This window comes from Streptomyces sp. NPDC018029 (assembly GCF_044327655.1).
Taxonomy (GTDB): domain Bacteria; phylum Actinomycetota; class Actinomycetes; order Streptomycetales; family Streptomycetaceae; genus Streptomyces.
In genome coordinates this window covers 127,353-145,704 of the sequence record NZ_JBIRFV010000001.1, presented here as the reverse complement: position 1 = coordinate 145,704, position 18,352 = coordinate 127,353, and the positions used below count along the sequence as shown (strand labels likewise).

Annotated in this window: 12 protein-coding genes; 6 read left to right on the top strand and 6 right to left on the bottom strand. The window is 72.0% G+C overall.

Features of this window, described 5'->3' with window-relative positions; genetic code table 11:
* Positions 1-171 precede the first annotated feature (171 nt).
* The gene (locus tag ACH4D5_RS00630; protein ID WP_398297105.1) at positions 172-2,130 is read right to left on the bottom strand and encodes a trypsin-like serine peptidase; all 1,959 of its coding nucleotides are present in this window, start codon (positions 2,128-2,130) and stop codon (positions 172-174) included.
* A gap of 138 nt (positions 2,131-2,268) precedes the next feature.
* Here ACH4D5_RS00630 and ACH4D5_RS00625 point away from each other — a divergent pair, with 138 nt between their 5' ends.
* Both ACH4D5_RS00625 and ACH4D5_RS00620 read left to right on the top strand, forming a co-directional pair.
* Positions 2,269-2,982: a hypothetical protein gene (locus tag ACH4D5_RS00625; RefSeq protein ID WP_398297103.1), complete on the top strand. Its 714-nt coding sequence runs from the start codon at positions 2,269-2,271 to the stop codon at positions 2,980-2,982.
* A 44-nt stretch (positions 2,983-3,026) separates the two neighbouring features.
* The gene (locus ACH4D5_RS00620) at positions 3,027-6,368 is read left to right on the top strand and encodes an ATP-binding protein (protein ID WP_398297101.1); all 3,342 of its coding nucleotides are present in this window, start codon (positions 3,027-3,029) and stop codon (positions 6,366-6,368) included.
* A gap of 33 nt (positions 6,369-6,401) precedes the next feature.
* Here the strand turns inward: ACH4D5_RS00620 and ACH4D5_RS00615 are convergent, their stop codons facing one another.
* The 3 genes from ACH4D5_RS00615 to panB all read right to left on the bottom strand — a co-directional run bounded on the left by ACH4D5_RS00615 (position 6,402) and on the right by panB (position 10,207).
* Positions 6,402-7,229: an ABC transporter permease gene (locus ACH4D5_RS00615; protein WP_398297099.1), complete on the bottom strand. Its 828-nt coding sequence runs from the start codon at positions 7,227-7,229 to the stop codon at positions 6,402-6,404.
* On the bottom strand, positions 7,226-8,248 hold the full coding sequence (locus tag ACH4D5_RS00610) for an ATP-binding cassette domain-containing protein (protein WP_398297097.1): 1,023 nt from the start codon (positions 8,246-8,248) through the stop codon (positions 7,226-7,228). Before ACH4D5_RS00610 ends, ACH4D5_RS00615 begins: the two co-directional genes overlap by 4 nt.
* 1,077 nt (positions 8,249-9,325) lie before the next feature.
* The gene (gene panB, locus ACH4D5_RS00605; RefSeq protein ID WP_398297095.1) at positions 9,326-10,207 is read right to left on the bottom strand and encodes a 3-methyl-2-oxobutanoate hydroxymethyltransferase; all 882 of its coding nucleotides are present in this window, start codon (positions 10,205-10,207) and stop codon (positions 9,326-9,328) included.
* A 326-nt stretch (positions 10,208-10,533) separates the two neighbouring features.
* Here panB and ACH4D5_RS00600 point away from each other — a divergent pair, with 326 nt between their 5' ends.
* The 4 genes from ACH4D5_RS00600 to ACH4D5_RS00585 all read left to right on the top strand — a co-directional run bounded on the left by ACH4D5_RS00600 (position 10,534) and on the right by ACH4D5_RS00585 (position 15,545).
* Positions 10,534-12,132, top strand: coding sequence for an MFS transporter (locus ACH4D5_RS00600; RefSeq protein ID WP_398297093.1), 1,599 nt, complete (start codon positions 10,534-10,536; stop codon positions 12,130-12,132).
* Between the two features lie 138 nt (positions 12,133-12,270).
* The gene (locus ACH4D5_RS00595) at positions 12,271-12,903 is read left to right on the top strand and encodes a TetR/AcrR family transcriptional regulator (RefSeq protein ID WP_398298456.1); all 633 of its coding nucleotides are present in this window, start codon (positions 12,271-12,273) and stop codon (positions 12,901-12,903) included.
* A 208-nt stretch (positions 12,904-13,111) separates the two neighbouring features.
* Positions 13,112-14,143 (top strand): endonuclease/exonuclease/phosphatase family protein, encoded by a 1,032-nt coding sequence (locus ACH4D5_RS00590; RefSeq protein WP_398297091.1) that lies wholly within the window; start codon positions 13,112-13,114, stop codon positions 14,141-14,143.
* A gap of 187 nt (positions 14,144-14,330) precedes the next feature.
* Entirely contained in the window at positions 14,331-15,545 is a 1,215-nt protein-coding gene (locus tag ACH4D5_RS00585) for an MFS transporter (RefSeq protein WP_398297089.1), read from the top strand.
* 113 nt (positions 15,546-15,658) lie between these two features.
* On the opposite strand, the gene ACH4D5_RS00580 is transcribed toward ACH4D5_RS00585, so the two are convergent.
* Positions 15,659-17,419: an NAD+ synthase gene (locus ACH4D5_RS00580; protein WP_398297087.1), complete on the bottom strand. Its 1,761-nt coding sequence runs from the start codon at positions 17,417-17,419 to the stop codon at positions 15,659-15,661.
* Positions 17,420-17,504: 85 nt separating this feature from the next.
* Complete coding sequence (locus ACH4D5_RS00575; protein ID WP_398297085.1) at positions 17,505-18,338, bottom strand: DUF4190 domain-containing protein; 834 nt, start codon at positions 18,336-18,338, stop codon at positions 17,505-17,507.
* Between the last annotated feature and the right edge of the window lie 14 nt (positions 18,339-18,352).

Below are 18,352 nucleotides of genomic sequence, written 5' to 3'. Positions count from 1 at the left end.
AGATCCACTCGGTCCCTCGGAACGCCCTTAGCAACGGATTAGGCAGAGGGCCGCCGCGGAGGCGAGGGCGCGCTTCATGAGGGGGCTCCGTCCTGTTGCACGACGGGGAAGAGGGGCGGCGGCACCCTGAGGTTGCCGCCGCCCCTTGCTTCGAGGGGGATCTGCCCGCGGTTACTCGGGTGCCACGAGCTGGTTCTCCGCGCCGATGCCGGAGGCGTTGCCGTCGGCGTAGAGGGTCAGTTCGCCGTCCGACCAGCGCACGATGGTGTCGTCGGGCCTTGCGTTGTCGGTGAAGTCGCCGCCGCTGACGATCAGGGCGCGCTTCCACAGGCTGTTCGGGGCCTGCCACTTGTGCTCGCCCCGGAGGGAGCCGGCGCCGGTGAAGTCCTGGTACTGCGTCAGCTCGCCGTCGGACCAGCGCACGACGAGGTCCCAGGTGTCGTCGCCCGAGTGGTCGCCCGCGGCGATCTGGGTGGCGTGCTTCCACGTGCCGGTCTTGGCGGAGCCCGGCGGGACGACCTTGATCTCCTTGCCGAGCTTCTTGTTGCCGCCGGTGTTCCGGTAGAGCGAGACCTCGCCGTCCGACCAGCGCACGACCAGGTCGTCCTGCCGCTTGTTGCCGCCGAAGCGGCCCGCGGTCATCACCTCGGCGTGCTTCCAGGTGCTGTTCTTGGCGACCAGCCGGTGCTCGCCGTGGAAGCCCTTCTCGTCGACCGACGGGTAGAGCGTCACCTCGCCGTCCGACCAGCGGACGATCAGGTCCGAGCCGCTGTCACCGGTGAAGTCGCCGGCGACGACCTGCTTGGCGTGGTCGCGCCACAGGGCGCTCGGGCCCTGGATCTTGAACTCCTTGTCGAAGTGGTTCCTGGCCTTGCCCGCGCCCCGGTAGAGGCTCAGCGCGCCGTCCGACCCCATGACGAGCATGTCCGTCCGGTCCTCGGCGGCCGGCCCGTCGAGCGTGAAGTGGCCGTTCACGATGGTCTTGGCGCGCTTCCACGTGCCGGCGCCCGGCAGCACCGGGTCGGTCATCGGCGGCGGGTCGATGCTCGCCGGCTGCTTGCCCGCCTTCGCGGCGTCGTAGATCCGCTTGACGTCCTTGCCGAAGTACGACGAGTACGAGGTGTCCGCGCTGTGACCGCCCGTCATCCAGCCGCCGATGACGCCGATCAGCTTGGCCGGCTCGCCGCCCGCCGTGATGAAGGGGCCGCCGGAGGTGCCGCCGACATAGCCGTCGCAGTCGATCTCGGTGAAGGTGCCGCCGCGCCAGAGCCGGCCGCCGCTGTCCTTGACGTTGCCGGTGGTGTACTTCTTCGTCGGCGTGGTGCAGCTGAGCGGGTCCTGCTTCGGCTTGTAGCGGTCGCCGCCGTACATGTACGGGTAACCGATCACCTGCGCGGTGTGGCGGAAGCCGGTGTTGAAGCCCATCGGGACGGACCCGACGACGTCCTCGACCTTCTTGCCGTCGCCGCGCGGCTCGGTGGCGAGGAACGCGACGTCGACCGCGGTGTAGTTCTCCTCGCTCTTCTTGGACCCGGTGTAGCCGGGGTCCTTGAAGATGCGGCTCTTCTTGATGGGGAACATGCCGTGCGGCATGGGGTTCCTCGCGCTGTGCTGCGGCACGAAGATCAAGTTCTCCTGGCGGGCGCCACTGTCGAAGCAGTGCGCCGCCGACACGACCAGGTTCTTGCCCGGGGACGGGACGACGGTGCCGCCGCAGAAGCGGTAGTCGTAGCGGTCCGGGAAGTCGTTGCCCGCCTTCTCGGCCCAGTAGAAGGTGCCGACCTCCTTGCGGCCCTTGAAGGGGCGGGAGGGCGAGCGCAGCATGCCCTTGCGCGGCGCCGCGTCCTCCTTCTCCTCGGCCTTCTCCTCGGCGTCTTCGGCGGCCGCGGCCTCGCGGGCCTGCTGCGGCTCGACCGGCTCGGCCTCGGCCATGCGCTCCGGCGTCCAGAACTTCTCGAGCGTGCGGGCCAGTCCCTGGTCAGGGGCCTGGGAGGGCGACTTCGAGGGCTTGGACGAGGGCTTCGCCGACGACGTCGGCGGGGTCGGCGCCGGGTCCGGAGCGGACCACGCCGGAGCCGCGGCGGCCAGGAGCGCGGCCGCGGCGGCTGTCGCAGTCAGACTGCGTCTCATTCTCACAGTGGTGTTCCCCCACGAAAAACGGACCCCGGGCAACCGGAGTCCGATTGGTACACATCAAACGAGAAGTTACGTTACGCATGCATCTGATGATGTGTCGATTTGTTTGGAGAAAGCAGTTTGGAGAAAACAGTGGGGACGACGGGGCGCTTCGCCCGGACCGGAACGCGCGCCGGGGTGCTCGCGGCAGGCGCGCTGCTCCTGGCGGTGGGGTGCTCCGGGGGCGGGGACGGTGACAGCGGAGCCGCCAAGGACGACCCCAATCTGCTGCGCGGTTTCCGCAGCTGGCTGAAGACGAACGACTCGGAGCGCGACGACGCCCTCGCGGGCCACGCGCTGCACATCAGCCTCGACTACCTGCCCGGTGACCGCGACGGAGTCGTCAAGGTCCTCACGGACTACGGACCCTGGGGCGAGGCGGAGGGACAGGTCGGGCCGCTCGCCGAGGCGTTCACGGAGTGGTGGGACGAGGACCCCGCGGCCGGGAGCGCCCGCATCCTCGGGCAGGGCGGAAAGACCGCGAAGACACTCACGCTGTACGACGGTGACGAACCCTCCAACCTCGCGGACGAGTTCCGCTCCTGGACGGCGAAGAACTCCCCGGGCGGCGCGCGCCTCGCCCCGCACGTCACGGAACTCACCATCGGATACGGGGCGAAGGGCGCCGGCGCGGTCACCGTGGCGACGGACTACCTCACGTACAAGGACAAGAAGACCCGGCAGAACCTCGACGCCCTGGGGAAGGCGTTCGCCGACTGGTGGGACGGCGACGAGGGCGCGGGCACGGTCACGGTGACCAGCGAGGACCAGGGCACCCGAGCCGTACGGAAGCTGACCCGCCCGTGAAGCCCTCGTCCCGCCGGCCGCCGCCACCAAGAGACAATGGCCCCGTGCGATACCGCGTCCTGGGGCCGACCCGAGCCGTCCGCGCCGACGGAACCACCGTTCCCGTCGGCGGCGCCCGCCTGCGCGCCCTCCTGACCGCGCTCGCCCTGCACGCGGGACGCCCCGTCCCCGCCCCGGCCCTGGCCGAGGAGGTGTGGACCGGCGAACCCCCGGCCGACGCGACCGGCGCCCTCCAGGCGCTGGTCGGGCGGCTCCGCAGAGCCCTCGGCGCGGACGCCGTCGCCTCGGTGGACGGCGGCTACCGGCTCGGCGCGCGCCCCGACGACGTGGACGCGTTCCGGTTCGACCGGCTGGTCGGCGAAGGCGGGCGCGCGCTGGCCGACGGCGACCCGGCGAAGGCCGCCGCCGTCCTGGACGACGCGCTCGCCCTGTGGACCGGCGAACCCCTCGCCGACCTGCCGGACCGCACCGCGGACGCCGCCCGCCTGCACGCCCGGCACCTCGAAGCCCGGCGCGCCCGGATGGCCGCGGCCCTCTCCCTGGGCGAGGCGGAACGGGCCCTGCCCGAGCTCGCCGCGCTGTGCGAGGCTCACCCCCTCGACGAGCCCCTGCACGTCCTGCGGCTGCGCGCACTGCGCGACACGGGGCGTCCGGCGGAGGCGCTCGCCGCGTACGACGGCGTACGACGTGATCTCGCCGAGCGGCTCGGGGCCGACCCCGGACCCGAACTGAGCAGGCTGCACCAGGAGTTGTTGGAGGGTGGTGCGACGCCGCCCGCTCCCGCGCGGGGCCGGCCTGCCGGGAATCTGCGGGCCCGGCTGACGTCGTTCGTCGGGCGCGAGGCCGACATGGACGCACTGCGGGACGACCTCGGGCGGGCGCGGCTCGTGACCCTGCTCGGGCCCGGCGGGGCCGGCAAGACGCGGCTGTCGCAGGAGGCCGCGGAGGCCGTCGCCCCGGACCTGCCGGACGGCGTGTGGCTCGCCGAGCTCGCGCCGGTCGATGACCCCGCGGACGTCCCCGAGGCCGTCCTCACCGCGGTCGGCGCCCGCGAGACCGTGCTGCGCGGCGCCGGCGCCGAGGAGCTGCGGGCCCTTGCCGAACGGCACGGCGAGGACCCCGTCGCCCGGCTCGTCGAGCACTGCGCCGCGCGCCGCATGCTGATCGTCCTGGACAACTGCGAACACGTCGTCGACGCGGCCGCCCGCCTCGCCGACGAACTGCTCGCCCGCTGCCCCGGCCTGACGGTGCTCGCCACCAGCCGTGAACCCCTCGGCGTACCGGGCGAGTCGCTGCGGCCCGTCGAGCCGCTGCCCGAGCCGGTGGCGGTGCGGCTCTTCGCCGAGCGCGGTGCCGCGGCGCGGCCGGGGTTCACCGTCGAAGGGGATCCGGCGGCGGTCGCCGAGATCTGCCGCAGGCTCGACGGTCTGCCGCTCGCCATCGAGCTGGCCGCCGCCCGGCTGCGGCTGCTCACCCCGCGCCAGATCGCCGACCGTCTCGACGACCGCTTCCGCCTGCTCACCAGCGGTGCCCGCACGGTCCTGCCCCGCCAGCAGACGCTGCGGGCCGTCGTCGACTGGTCCTGGGACCTCCTCGACGACGCCGAGCGGACCGTGCTGCGACGGCTCTCGGTCTTCGCGGGCGGCTGCGACCTGGCCGCGGCGGAGGCGGTGTGCGCGGCCGCCGGCAGCACGTACGACGTCGCCGACCTGCTGGGTTCCCTCGTCGACAAGTCCCTTGTCGTGGCGGCCCCTTCGGAGGCGTACGGCAGTGGCATGCGCTATCGGCTCCTGGAGACCGTCGCCGAGTACGCGGGCGAGCGGCTCGACGAGGCCGGTGACCGGGCCGCGGCCGAGCGGGCGCACCTCGTGCACTACCGCGAGGTCGCGAGGACCACCGACCCCGAGCTGCGCGGCCGCGGCCAGCAGGCGGCCGTGCGGCGCCTCGAGGTGGAGTACGAGAACCTGCGCACCGCCCTGCGGCACGCGCTCGCCGCGCGGGACGAGCAGGAAGCGCTCTGCCTCGTCCTGTCCCTCTCCTGGTACTGGCAGATGCGCGGCATGCGCATGGAGACCCGCAACTGGGCCCGCGACGTCACGGCCCTCGGCCCCGACCCCTTCGCCCCGCCCGTCGCCCCCGCGCCCCCGCTCCACGAGTCGTGCACGGCCGCGCCCCCGCCGATGAGCCCCGAGCTCCTGGTGGAGGCCCGCCGAGGCGCGCATCTGCTCCTCCTGTCCTGCATGGAACTGGAACTGGTCGACTGGCAGTCGCCGGAGGCGACGGAGAAGCTGGCCGGCATCAGGCGCGCCTACCGGCCCGGCCTCCCGCAGACCTGCCGCACCCCCGGCAACCTCTGGTTCTACGCCGTGCTCCTCGGCGGCGACATGGACCTGCTGCGCGCCACCCTCGACGAGACCGTCGCCGCGTGCCGTGCCCTCGGATACGACTGGGAGCTCGCCGCCGCCCTCCAGCTGCGCGCCAACATCCTCGCCAACCGCGGCGACTGGGCGGGCGACGCCATCCGCGACGCGGACGAGGCGCTGCGCGGGTTCCGGCGGCTCGGTGACATGTGGGGCATCGCGGAGGCGCTCTCCGCGCGCGGCGAATCACGCGAGCGGCGCGGCGAGTTCACGGCGGCCGCCGAGGACTACGAAGCCGCCGTCGAATATGCCGAACAGCTCGGCGCCCAGACCCAGATGGGCCTGCTCAAGGCCCGCCTCGGCGCGATCCTGACGGACTCCCCGGAGCGGCGGGACCTCTTCGACCGGGGCGAGGCGATGCTGCGGGAGATCCTCGCCGAACCGGGCAGGCACCACACGGGCGAGGTCATGCCCGCCGCCCGGCTCTTCCTCGCCTGCGCACTGGGCCACGACCGCCGCACCGCCGAGGCGCGCGAGCAACTGCGGCTGCTGCGGCAGGAGTTCAACGGCATCGGTTACGCGGTCTTCGACAGTTCCGTGCTCGGCATCGGGGCCTGGCTCGACGCACTGGACGAGCGGTACGCCGAAGGGTTCGCCAGGGCGCGCGAGGCCTTCGAGAAGGCGCTCGACCCGCTGTCGCGGCTGGTCGCCCCGCAGATGGTCTCGGTCCAGCTGTCGCTCGTCGCGATGACGCTGGCCGGGGACGGGGGAGTGCCCGGGAACGGGCCCGGGGGCGGGTCTGATGGCGGCGCCCGTGCGCGCGACGCGGCGCGCATCCTGGCCGTCGCCGACCGGGAGCTGCCGCCCCGCCACTTCGCGAACACGATGGAGCGGGAGATCCGCGCGGGCGCGCGGGAGCGGTGCCGGGCCGCGCTCGGAGACGAGGCGTTCGAAGGGGCGTACGCGGAGGGCGGCGGCCTCTCCTTGGAGGAGACCGCCGCCCTGTGCGCCGCATGGGCCGAGTGACCCCACGGTGAACCGTGAACGGTGACCCGGTGATCAGTTCTTCGTGCGGAACTTGTGGATCGCGATCGGCGCCATCACCAGCGTGAGCGCCACCGACCAGCCGACCGTCACCCACACGTCGTGCGCGACGGGGCCGCCGACCATCAGGCCGCGCGCGGAGTCCGCGAGGGAGGACAGCGGGTTGTAGTCGGTGAAGCCCTGCAGCCAGCCCGGCATCGACTTCGTCGGCGCGAAGATCGACGAGCCGAACTGCAGCGGCATCAGGACCAGGAAGCCCATCGCCTGCACGGACTGGGCGCTCTTCATGGAGACGCCGAGGACCAGGAAGATCCACATGATCGACGTGCCGAACAGGGCGGAGAGGCCCACGGCGGCGAACAGGCCGAGCCAGTTCGTGATGTCGAAGCCCACCAGGACACCGACGATCATCATGATCGTCGTCGCGATGAGCAGCCGCATCAGCTCCACCACGATCTTGGCGAAGAGAACCGAGCCCTGACCGATCGGCAGGGTCCGGAAGCGGTCCATGATGCCGTTCTGGAAGTCCTGGTTGAAGCCCGTGCCGACGGCCATGGCGATGTTCATGCTCATCATCGCCATCATGCCGGGGACCACGTACTGCACGTACTGGTCCTGACCGCCGCCGAGCGCCTGCCCGATGGAGCCGCCGAACACGTACACGAACAGGAGCGTGAAGACGATCGGCATCAGGACCGCGTCGAACATCGACTCCGGGTCCTGCCGGATCCACAGCAGATTGCGGCGGACCAGGGCGCTGGTGTGGCGGACATGGCCGCGCAGACCGATGCGGGCGTCCGCCTCCCCCGTCTTGAGGGGGGCCGTGAGTGTGGTGGCGCTCATACGGCGACCTCCTCGAGTTCCGCGGGGCGGGCGTCCTGCGGGGCACTGGCCTTCTGGCCGGTGATGGACAGGAACACCTCGTCCAGGCTGGGCAGTTCGGTGGCTATCGAGCCGATCGTGATGCCGCGCGCGGTGACCGCGCCGACCACGGCGGTCAGCTGCTCGTCGCTGAGGATCGGCACGAGGACCGTGCCGGTCTCGACGTCGACCGTCGAGGTGGCGAGGCCGGTCAGACCGAGGTCGTCCAGGGCGTTCGCCAGCGGGCGCAGCTCCAGGGGGTCGGCCGGGCGGACGCGCAGGGTGCGGCCGCCGACCTTCGCCTTCAGCTCCTCGATGCCGCCGTTGGCGATGACCTTGCCGCGGTCGATGACCGTCAGCTCGGAGGCCAGCTGCTCGGCCTCCTCCATGTACTGGGTGGTGAGCAGCACGGTCACGCCGTCGCCCACCATGCGCTTGACCTCGGCCCACACCTCGTTCCTCGTGCGGGGGTCGAGACCGGTCGTCGGCTCGTCCAGATAGAGGACGGCCGGGCTGCCGATCATCGACGCGGCGAGGTCGAGGCGGCGGCGCATACCGCCCGAGTACGTGTTCGCCGGGCGCTTGGCGGCCTCGGTGAGCGAGAACCGCTCCAGCAGGCCGTCGGCCCGGGACCTGGACTCCTTGCGGGACAGGTCGAGCAGCCGCCCGATCATGTACAGGTTCTCCCGGCCGGACAGCTTCTCGTCCACCGACGCGTACTGGCCGGTGAGGCCTATCACGCGGCGCAGCTGGCGGGGCTGGCGCACCACGTCGTACCCGGCGACGAGGGCGGTGCCCGCGTCCGGGGTGATCAGGGTCGAGAGGCAGCGCACGAGGGTGGTCTTGCCTGCGCCGTTGGGCCCGAGCACGCCGAGGACGGTGCCCTCGCGCACGTCGAGGTCCACGCCGTCCAGAGCTTTGGTCTCGCCGTAGTGCTTGACCAGTCCCCTTACGGTGACCGCGCTCCCTGCGCCGCCGGGGTTCATGTCGATTCGCGTCATGCCCACAAGGTGTCAGACCCCACCGACAAACGACCGACATCCCACCGACAGCGGGGGCTCGCCGGGGGCGGGACGGGGTTCCGGGTGCGGGCACCCGTGCCGGGGGCGTTGGTGTGGTTACCCGTGCCGGGGACGTGGGCCGGGTTTCCGGGGGTGCGGCCACCCGTGGCGGGACTGGGGGGGGGGAGGGCTGGTTGGCGCCCTCTTGCCGGCGGCGGCTCGGGGCGGGCCGTTCCTGCCCCACCGCCTGGATACGGTGCCGGTGGGGGCGGCCGACCCTGTCCCGCCGCTTCACGGCGGATGTCCCACCGCCGTCCCACTGCTTCCGGTCCGGTGGGGGAGACCTTCCCCCGCCGCTTCGCGGCGAGCATCCCGCCCGCCCACCCATCACCCGTCTCTCCGGTGCGGGTCTCCTTGTCCCGCCGCTTCGCGGCGAGCATCCCGCCCGTCCACCCCATTACCCGTCTCTCTGGTGCGGGTCTCCTTGTCCCGCCGCTTCGCGGCGAGCATCCCGCCCGTCCACCCATCGCCCGTCTCTCTGGTGCGGGTCTCCCTGCCCCGCCGCTTCGCGGCGGATGTTTCCCACCCACCCACCCGTGCACCCCGAACCGACCGGGACTGTAGGGGCCCCTACCTGCACCTTGACTCGCGGGGCAAACGGGTGGGTGGGTGGGATGATCCGCCGCGAAGCGGCGGGACAGGGGTGCTCCGAGCCCGCAGACTGCGACGCGAGCAGCGCCCGGTCGGCGGTGGTTCGCCGCGAAGCGGCGGGACAGGAGGGTGCCCCGAGCCAGCAGCCTGCGACGCGAGCAGCACCCGGTCGGGGACGATCCGCCGCGAAGCGGCGGGACAGGGGCGTCCCGAGCCGGCAGCCTGCGAGGCGAGCAGCACCCGGTCGGGGGTGATCCGCCGCGAAGCGGCGGGGCAGGGGTGGGCCGAGCCGGGGCCAGGCGAGAGGGTCGTCCAAGCGCCCAGGGGCGAGAACAGGCAGCCCGTTGACGGGGGAATCGACGGGCTGCCATGGTGCCGCGATGGATCAGGGGAGGCGGGCGGAGGGGACCGCTCGCCCCCACGGTCTCAGTGGACCGCGTGCTCCGGCGCCGGGAACGCCCCGCCCACCACGTCCTCCGCGAACGCCTTCGCCGCCCCGGCCATGACGTTCCGCAACTCCGCGTACTGCTTGACGAAGCGCGGCATCTTTCCGCCGGTCAGGCCCATCATGTCCGTCCAGACCAGGACCTGCGCGTCGCACTCGGAGCCCGCGCCGATCCCGACGGTCGGGATGTGCAGGGAGCGGGTGACTTCGGCGGCGAGCTCCGCGGGGACCAGCTCAAGGACGACCGCGAACGCGCCCGCGTCCTGCGCGGCCTTGGCGTCGTGGAGGAGCCGGTGGGCGGCCTCGTCGCCGCGGCCCTGCACCCGGTAGCCCATGGTGTTCACGGACTGAGGGGTCAGGCCGAGGTGCGACATGACGGGGATGCCGGACTGGACGAGCAGCTCGGTCTGGGCGAGGGAGCGCTCACCGCCCTCCAGCTTCACCGCGCCGACGCCCGCCTCCTTCACGAGGCGCGTCGCCGACCGGAGCGCCTGGACGGCGCCCTCCTGGTACGAGCCGAACGGCAGATCGCCGACGATCAGGGCGCGCGAAGTGCCCCGTACGACCGCGGCCGACAGCATGGTCATCTCGTCGAGGGTGACGGGCACGGTCGTCTCGTACCCCAGGTGGCAGTTGCCCGCCGAGTCGCCGACGAGCATGACGGGGATGCCCGCCTCGTCGAAGACGGACGCGGTCATCGCGTCGTAGGCGGTGAGCATGGGCCACTTCTCGCCGCGCTCCTTGGCGGCGGTGATGTCGCGCACGGTGATGCGCCGGGTGCCCTTGCCGCCGTACAGCGCCTTGCTGCTGTCGGGGCTCTTGGGGGCGTCGGCGCTCTTCTGGGCAGCCGAAAGCTGCGTCATCGCAACGGCTCCTTCTGTCATCTCGAGGCGCCCTGACGGCGTCCCCGGATCACCTCCATGGTGGCACCACGTGCGGCCCCGGGGCTAGTGCGAGTTCAGGAGGAGCGGTTTCGGTAGCAAGGGACCCTTTCAGCAACAAGGGAACCTTTCGGCAGCAAGGAAACCTTTCGGCTCAAGGGAACCATTCGGCGGCAGGGGAACCAGTCGATGGTGAGGAGCCCCTTCGACAGCGCGGGGAGGCCTTTCGGTAAAGGCACGCCCTCGTGTTCGGCAAACCTTTCCAATACGAGACGGTCTCGTATCGAATTAGCTTTACGGTGGTCTGCATGTCCTCCCCTGCCATGCCCACCCCGCCCCGCATACCGGAAGCCGTCCACCGGCGCCGCTGGGCGATCCTCGCGGTGCTGATGCTCAGCCTGCTGATCGTCGTGCTCGACAACTCGATCCTGAACGTCGCCATCAAGACCATCTCCACCCCCGCCCCGACCGGCCTCGGCGCCACCCAGAGCGAGCTGGAATGGGCCATCAACGCCTATACGCTCGTCTTCGCGGGTCTCCTCTTCACGGCGGGCCTGCTCGGCGACCGGCTCGGCCGCAAGAAGGTCCTGCTGGGCGGCCTCGTCGTCTTCGGGCTCGGGTCGGCGCTCGCCGCCGTGTCCGGATCGCCCGTGCAGCTCATCGCGTTCCGCGCGGTGATGGGCCTCGGCGCGGCGTTCGTGATGCCGGCCACCCTCGCCGTCCTGATGAACGTCTTCGAGCGCGAGGAACAGCCCAAGGCCATCGGCATCTGGGCGGGCGGCGTCGGCCTCGCCATCGCCATCGGGCCCATCACCGGCGGCGTGCTGCTCGACCACTTCTGGTGGGGCTCCGTCTTCCTCGTCAACGTACCGATCGTGATCGTCGCCCTGGCCCTGATGGTGTGGCTGGTGCCCGACTCCCGCGACCCGAGGCCCGGCCGGATCGACCTCTTCGGCGTCGCGCTCTCCGTCGTCGGCCTGGTGCTGCTCGTCTACGGCATCATCAAGGGCGGCCAGCTGGCCGACTTCACCGACCCGGCCGTCCTCGGCACGGCCGGCGCGGGCCTCGCCGTCCTCGTCGCCTTCGTGCTGCACGAGAAGCGCAGCGACCACCCGTCCGTCGACATCACGTACTTCAAGAACCGGGTGTTCTCCGCGGCGATCTGCGCCATCGCGCTCGTCTTCTTCGCGCTGATGGGCGTGACCTTCTTCTCGGTGTTCTACACCCAGAGCGTGCGGGGCTACTCGCCGCTCCAGACCGGCCTGCTGATGCTGCCGCTGGCCCTGGCCCAGCTCGTCTTCGCGCCCCGGGCCCGCCTTGTCGTCGACCGTTTCGGCGTGCGCGCCGTCTGCACCGGCGGACTGCTCCTGGTGGCGGTGACCCTGACCGCCTTCACCCTCTTCGACGCCGACACGCCCATCTGGCTCCTGGAAGTCGTCTTCTTCCTGATGGGCACCGGCATGGCGCACATCATGACGCCGACCAGCGTCGTGATCATGCAGGCCCTGCCGCGCGAGAAGGCCGGCTCCGCGTCCGCGCTCAGCAACACCTTCCGGCAGGTCGGCGGCGCCCTCGGCATCGCGGTCCTCGGCTCCGTGCTCTCCACGGCGTACCGGAACGGGGTCGAGGACCAGCTGACCGTGCTGCCCGAAGGGGCCCGGCACACCGCAGGCGAGTCCATCGAGGCGACCCTCGGCGTCGCGGCGAAGCTCGGCCCCAAGGGCGAACCCCTGATCACCGCCGCCAACGACTCCTTCCTGCACGCCATGCACGTCACGGCGGTGTGGGGCGCGGGCGTCGCCGTGCTCGGCGCGCTGGTCGTCTTCCTCTTCCTGCCGGGACGTACGCCCGCGGAGCCCGGCCCGGCCGAGAAGGCGGACGAACCGGTGGGTGCCACCGGCCGCTGAGGCAGAATCGGCCCGGCGGCCGGGCGGGCATCCGGTGCGCCGAGAGCGCCGAGAGCGCCGAGAGCGCCGAGAGCGCCGAGAGCGCCGAGAGCGCGGAGACGCGCGGAGAGAGGGAGAGACGACGTGGTCCACCAGGGCGTGCGGGTCGCGGACGAGGGTGACGTCGCGAAGGAGCCGCCCCTCGTCAGGAGCGGCCGCGGGCGGCCCAGGAGCGAGGCTGTCGAGCAGGCGATCATCGAGGGCGTGGTGCGGCTCCTGGAGGAGGGCGTCTCGCTCACCGAGCTGTCCATCGAGCGGATCGCCCGCACGGCCGGGGTCGGCAAGGCCACCATCTACCGGCGCTGGGACGGCAAGGAGGCCCTCTTCGTCGACGTCCTGCGCGCCTTCGAGGAACCGGACCTCCCGCTGCCCGGCACCTCGATGCGCGACGACCTCGTCCGCATCCTGGAGAGCCTGCGCCGCCGCGGCCTGACCATGCGCTCCTCGGCCCTCCTGCACAACGTCTTCGCCCAGATGAAGGCCCTGCCCAAGCTGGCGGAGGCGTACCAGGAGACGGTCGTCGCGCCCCGCCGCCGCATGATCGTCGAGGTGCTGCGGCGCGGCGTCGCCGACGGCGAGCTGCGCACGGACGCCGACGTGGAGCTGGCCAACGACCTCTTCGTGGGCCCCATGCTGCTCCGCACGATCCTGCGGCCGGGCGCGCCGCTCGACGACGACCTCGCGGAGCGGATCGTCGACACCGTCCTGGAAGGGCTGCGGCCCACGCGGTGACACGGCCCACCGGATCCGCCGTCGGGGTTGTGCGCATTTCGTCACAGAGGGCGCTCTCCCCCGCAGATCAGGAACCCCTCGCGCCGCCCCGGACGTCATGGTGCCTGTACGGCCGTCGTGGACGGCAGGGACGACACCGGTTCATCCCCTAGGGTTTCAGGGGGGCGGGACAGACGGTGTGCACGGCAGGCAGTGAGGCGACGACAGCATGGCGCAGGCGTATATGACGGAGACGGGCAGCGGCGGCTCGGGGCCCGAGCGTCCGGGGTCCCGGCTCCGCCGCCTGCTCGACGGCTGGCGGGGCGACCCGGGCATCTGGCGGCGCGGGCTCGTCACGGCGGGCGCCGCGGTCCTGATCGCCCTGGTGATGCTCTTCCACGCGCAGATCCCCAACAACGTGGGCAACCTCGGCAGCCTGACCGAGACCTTCCTGCCCTGGCTCGGCGTCTTCATCCCGGTGTTGCTCGTCATCGCGGTGGTCCGCAAGTCCGCCACCGCGCTGATCGCCCTGCTGCTGCCCCTGATCATCTGGATCAACTCGTTCGGCGGCCTGATCACCGGCAAGTCGGGCGGCACCGGCGGCGACCTGACCGTCGCCACGCACAACGTGAACGCGGACAACCCCGACCCGACCGGCACCGCCCAGGACGTCGCCTCCTCCGGCGCCGACGTCATCGCGCTGGAGGAGCTCACCGCGGACGCCGTCCCCACGTACGAGAAGGCGCTGGCGGGGGAGTACAAGTACCACTCGGTGAAGGGCACCGTCGGGCTGTGGAGCAAGTACCCGCTGACCGACGCCAGGCCCGTGGACATCAAGCTGGGCTGGGTCCGGGCGATGCGGGCGACGGTCAACACCCCCAAGGGTGACGTCGGCGTCTACGTCGCGCACCTGCCCTCGGTCCGCGTGAAGCTCGACGCGGGCTTCACCGCCAACCAGCGCGACAACAGCGCCGACGCGCTCGGCGAGGCCATCGCCGACGAGAAGCTCGGCAAGGTCGTCCTGCTCGGCGACCTCAACGGCACGATGAACGACCGCGCCCTGAACGCGGTCACCTCCCAGATGCGTTCCACGCAGGGCGCGGCGGGCGACGGCTTCGGCTTCAGCTGGCCCGCGTCGTTCCCGATGGCCCGCATCGACCAGATCATGGTCAAGGGCGTCGAGCCGGTCGCCTCCTGGACGCTGCCGGAGACGGGCAGCGACCACCTGCCGATCGCGGCACGGGTCGACCTCTCCTCGTAACGTGCGCGTGGTGCGGGTGTGACCGTGCGGATGTGAGCGCACGGAATACTGGGCGGGCGCGGGTTTGTTCCGTACGTAAACTTATGGGTTCACTCTGCGTTGGTCCCCGGCGCTCTCCGCGCCCTCGACGCTCTCAGTGAAGCAGCCCCCCGCCCCCACCCCCGCTTCCGTTGGAAGGTACTTCTTCATGCCCCTGGCCCTGCTCGCCCTCGCCGTGGGCGCCTTCGGCATCGGCACCACCGAGTTCGTGATGATGGGTCTGCTGCCCAACGTCGCCGACGACCTGCACCTGTCCATACCCACCGCGGGACACCTCGTCTCCGCGTACGCGCTCGGCGTCGTCATCGGCGCCCCGCTCCTCGCCGCCGTCACCGCGAAGCTGCCGCGCCGCCGCGTCCTGATCGGCCTGATGGTGCTCTTCGTGGTCGGCAACGCGCTGTCGGCGGCGGCCCCCGACTACCACCTCCTGATGGCCGCCCGCTTCCTCAGCGGGCTGCCGCACGGCGCGTTCTTCGGGGTCGGCGCGGTCGTCGCCACCGGGCTCGTCGCCCCCGAGCGCAAGGCCCGCTCGGTCTCCCTGATGTTCCTCGGCCTGACCGTCGCCAACATCGTCGGCGTACCGGTGGCCACGGCGATGGGGCAGCAGCTCGGCTGGCGCGCCACGTTCCTCGCGGTGAGCGCGATCGGGCTCGCGGCCATCGCCTCGCTCGCCCTCCTCGTCCCGGCCGATCACGGCCACGGCGACGCGGCGGGACTCCGCGGCGAGCTCCGCGCGCTGCGCAGCCTTCCGGTGTGGCTGGCGCTCGGCACGACCGTCGCCGGCTTCGGGGCGCTCTTCGCGGCGTACAGCTACATCACGCCGATGCTGACGGACGCGGCCGGCTACGCCGAGTCCAGCGTCACGCTGCTCCTCGCGCTGTTCGGCGTGGGCGCGACGGCGGGCAACCTGCTGGGCGGCCGCCTCGCGGACCACTCCCTGCGCGGCACGCTCTTCGGCGGACTCACGGCGCTGGCCGTCGTCCTCGCGCTCTTCCCGCTGCTCATGAGCGCCGGATGGAGCGCGGCGGTCGGCGTCGTCCTGCTCGGCATGGCGGCGTTCACGACGGGCTCGCCGCTGCAGCTCATGGTCATGGAGAAGGCCGCGGCGGCCCCGTCCCTGGCCTCATCCGCCAACCAGGGCGCGTTCAACCTCGCCAACGCGGGCGGCGCCTGGATCGGCGGCCTCGCCCTCGCGGCGGGCTTCGGCGTGACCTCCCCGGCCGTGACGGGCGCGGTCCTCGCCGTGCTCGGCCTGGCGGTGGCCGGCGTGGCGTACGCGGTGGACCTCCGCAGGGGGCCCGTGACGGGCACGGAACGGGTCGTGGCGACCGGCACCCCGACGAGGGAGCCGGCCCGCCACTGAGCCGAGCTGCTCCGGGCTGATCCACCCCTTACCTGATCTGCCCCTGTCGCCGTGTGGCGACAGGGGCAGATCACGTGGGGCGCCGCCGGGCGTCCCGCGCCCGGAGTGGCCGGTCAGCCCGCGGAGGACTCGCGCCAGCGGTTGGTGATCGGCAGGCGGCGGTCCTTGCCGAAGCCCTTCGCGGAGATCTTCGTCCCCGGCGGGTACTGCCGCCGCTTGTACTCGGCGGTGTCCACCATCCGCAGCGTCTTGACGACCAGCTCCCGGTCGAACCCGGCGGCCACGATCGCGTCGGCGCCCTGGTCCCGGTCGACGTAGAGCTCCAGGATCGCGTCCAGGACCGGGTAGTCGGGCAGCGAGTCCGTGTCGACCTGGTCGGGGCGGAGCTCGGCGCTCGGCGGCTTGGTGATGGAGTTCTCCGGGATCGGCGGCGTCTGCCCCCGCTCCCGCGCGGCGCGGTTGCGCCACTCGGCGAGCCGGAAGATCGCCGTCTTGTAGACGTCCTTGATCGGGCCGTACGCCCCCACGGAGTCGCCGTACAGCGTGGAGTACCCGACCGCCAGCTCGGACTTGTTGCCCGGCGCGAGCACGATGTGCCCCTCCTGGTTGGAGAGCGCCATCAGCATCGTGCCGCGCAGCCGCGACTGGAGGTTCTCCTCGGCGAGCCCGGTGAGCCCCAGCGAACCCATGTACGCGTCGAACATCGGGGCGATCGGCACGGTGCGGAAGTTGAGCCCGGTGCGCCGCGCCAGCTCCTCCGCGTCACCGATGGAGTGGTCGGAGGAGTACCGGGACGGCATGGCGACGCCGTACACGTTCTGCGCGCCCAGCGCGTCGCAGGCGATGGCGGCGGTGAGCGCCGAGTCGATGCCGCCGGAGAGGCCGATCAGGACGCTGCTGAAACCGTTCTTCGCGGCGTACGCGCGCAGCCCCACGACGAGCGCCGAGTACACCTCCTCGTCGTCGTCGAGCCGCTCGGCGTACCCGCCGGTGAGCTCGGCCTCGTACGCCGGGAGGGGCTCATCGGAGAGCGTGACGTGCTCGATGCGCAGCCCGTCGTCGACGACGCCGGACGGCGGCACGGGCGCGGCGGCCGGCAGGTCGAGGTCGAGGACGACACAGCCCTCGGAGAACTGCGGGGCCCGGGCGATGACTTCGCCGTCCTTGTCGACGACGATCGAGTCACCGTCGAACACCAGCTCGTCCTGCCCGCCGATCATCGCGAGGTACGCGGTGGTGCAGCCGGCCTCCTGCGCGCGCTTGCGCACGAGTTCGAGACGCTGGTCGTCCTTGTTCTGCTCGTACGGCGACGCGTTGATGGAGAGCAGCAGACCCGCCCCCGCGCTGCGCGTCGCCGGCACACGGCCGCCGTCCTGCCAGAGGTCCTCGCAGATGGCGAGCGCGACGTCGACGCCGTGCACCCGCACGACCGGCAGCGTCTCGCCCGGCACGAAGTACCGGAACTCGTCGAAGACGCCGTAGTTGGGCAGGTGGTGCTTGGAGTACGTCAGGACGCACTCGCCGCGGTACAGCACCGCGCCCGCGTTGCGCGGGGCGCCCGCGGGCTGGCCGAACTTCGGCTTGGCCTCCTCGGTGCGGTCGAGATAGCCGACGACGACCGGCAGCTCTCCGAACCCCTCGTCCCGCAGCCGCACGGCGAGCGCGCGGAGCGCCGCCCGGGAGGCCTGGACGAAGGACGAACGCAGCGCGAGGTCCTCGACGGGATAGCCGGTCAGCACCATCTCGGGGAACGCGACGAGATGCGCCCCCTGCTCGGCGGAGTGCCGGGTCCAGTGGACGATCGCCTCGGCGTTCCCGGCGAGATCGCCGACGGTCGAGTCGATCTGATTCAGAGCGAGGCGTAGTTGAGGCACGGAATCAGTGTAATCGTCAGAGCGACGCGATGCCTTGCTGGGCTCGGTGCCTCGCCGTGGCGGGTGCGAGGGGTGTCCCCTCGCGTCACCGGGTGCTTCCGGACCAGGTCGCGTTGTCGTACTGGAGGAAGCCGGGTTCGACCTGGACCTCCAGCGTGTGCGCGGCGTCGGCCGGGAGGCTGACGGCGTAGGTGGCGGCGGACAGCTTGCCGGGCGCCAGCTTGCCGGCGAGCTCCCTCGGCAGGTCACCGTCGAAGACCTTGTCCGCCTCGGCGCCGTCGGCGTCCTTGAAGGTGACCGTGGTCAGGTCCAGATCGGCCGTCTCGTCCGAGCCGTTGACGACGGTGATCCTGACGGTCAGGGCCTTGTGGCCCTGGGTGTGGCCCGCAGCGTACGGACCCGGCTGGTAGGGGGCGGGTTCGGCGACGGTCACCTTCACGCCGTCGTCGTACGCGAAGGTCTCGCCGAACCCGAGCTCGCCGGAGTCGTCCCCCGCCTCCGTCTCCGTCCCGGCCTCCGTCTCCCGCTCCCGGCCGGAGCCGGACGGCTCGGCGGGTGCGGTCGACGCTTCCTTCTTGCCGCCGGTCCCGTCCAGCTCGTCCACCGTGTCGTTGAAGACCGAGACGCTGATGACGAGACCGACGACCGCCAGAACCGCGGCGACCGCCCCGAGCGAGGTGCCCCAGATCGCCATGCCCCGGTTGGTGGCCTGGCCTCTGCGGGCCCTGCCGATGCCGACGAAACCGAAGACCAGCGCCAGGACGGCAAGGACGCCCGCAGCCCAGAACAGCAGCGGCACCAGCCCACACAGCACACCGATGATGCCGAGCACCAGGGCCGCGGTACCGAGGCCGTTGCGCATCTGCTGCGGTGGTGGCTGCTGCGGGGCGCCGGGTTGCGGGACGCCAGGGGTGGTCATGGGGACCGGCCCCC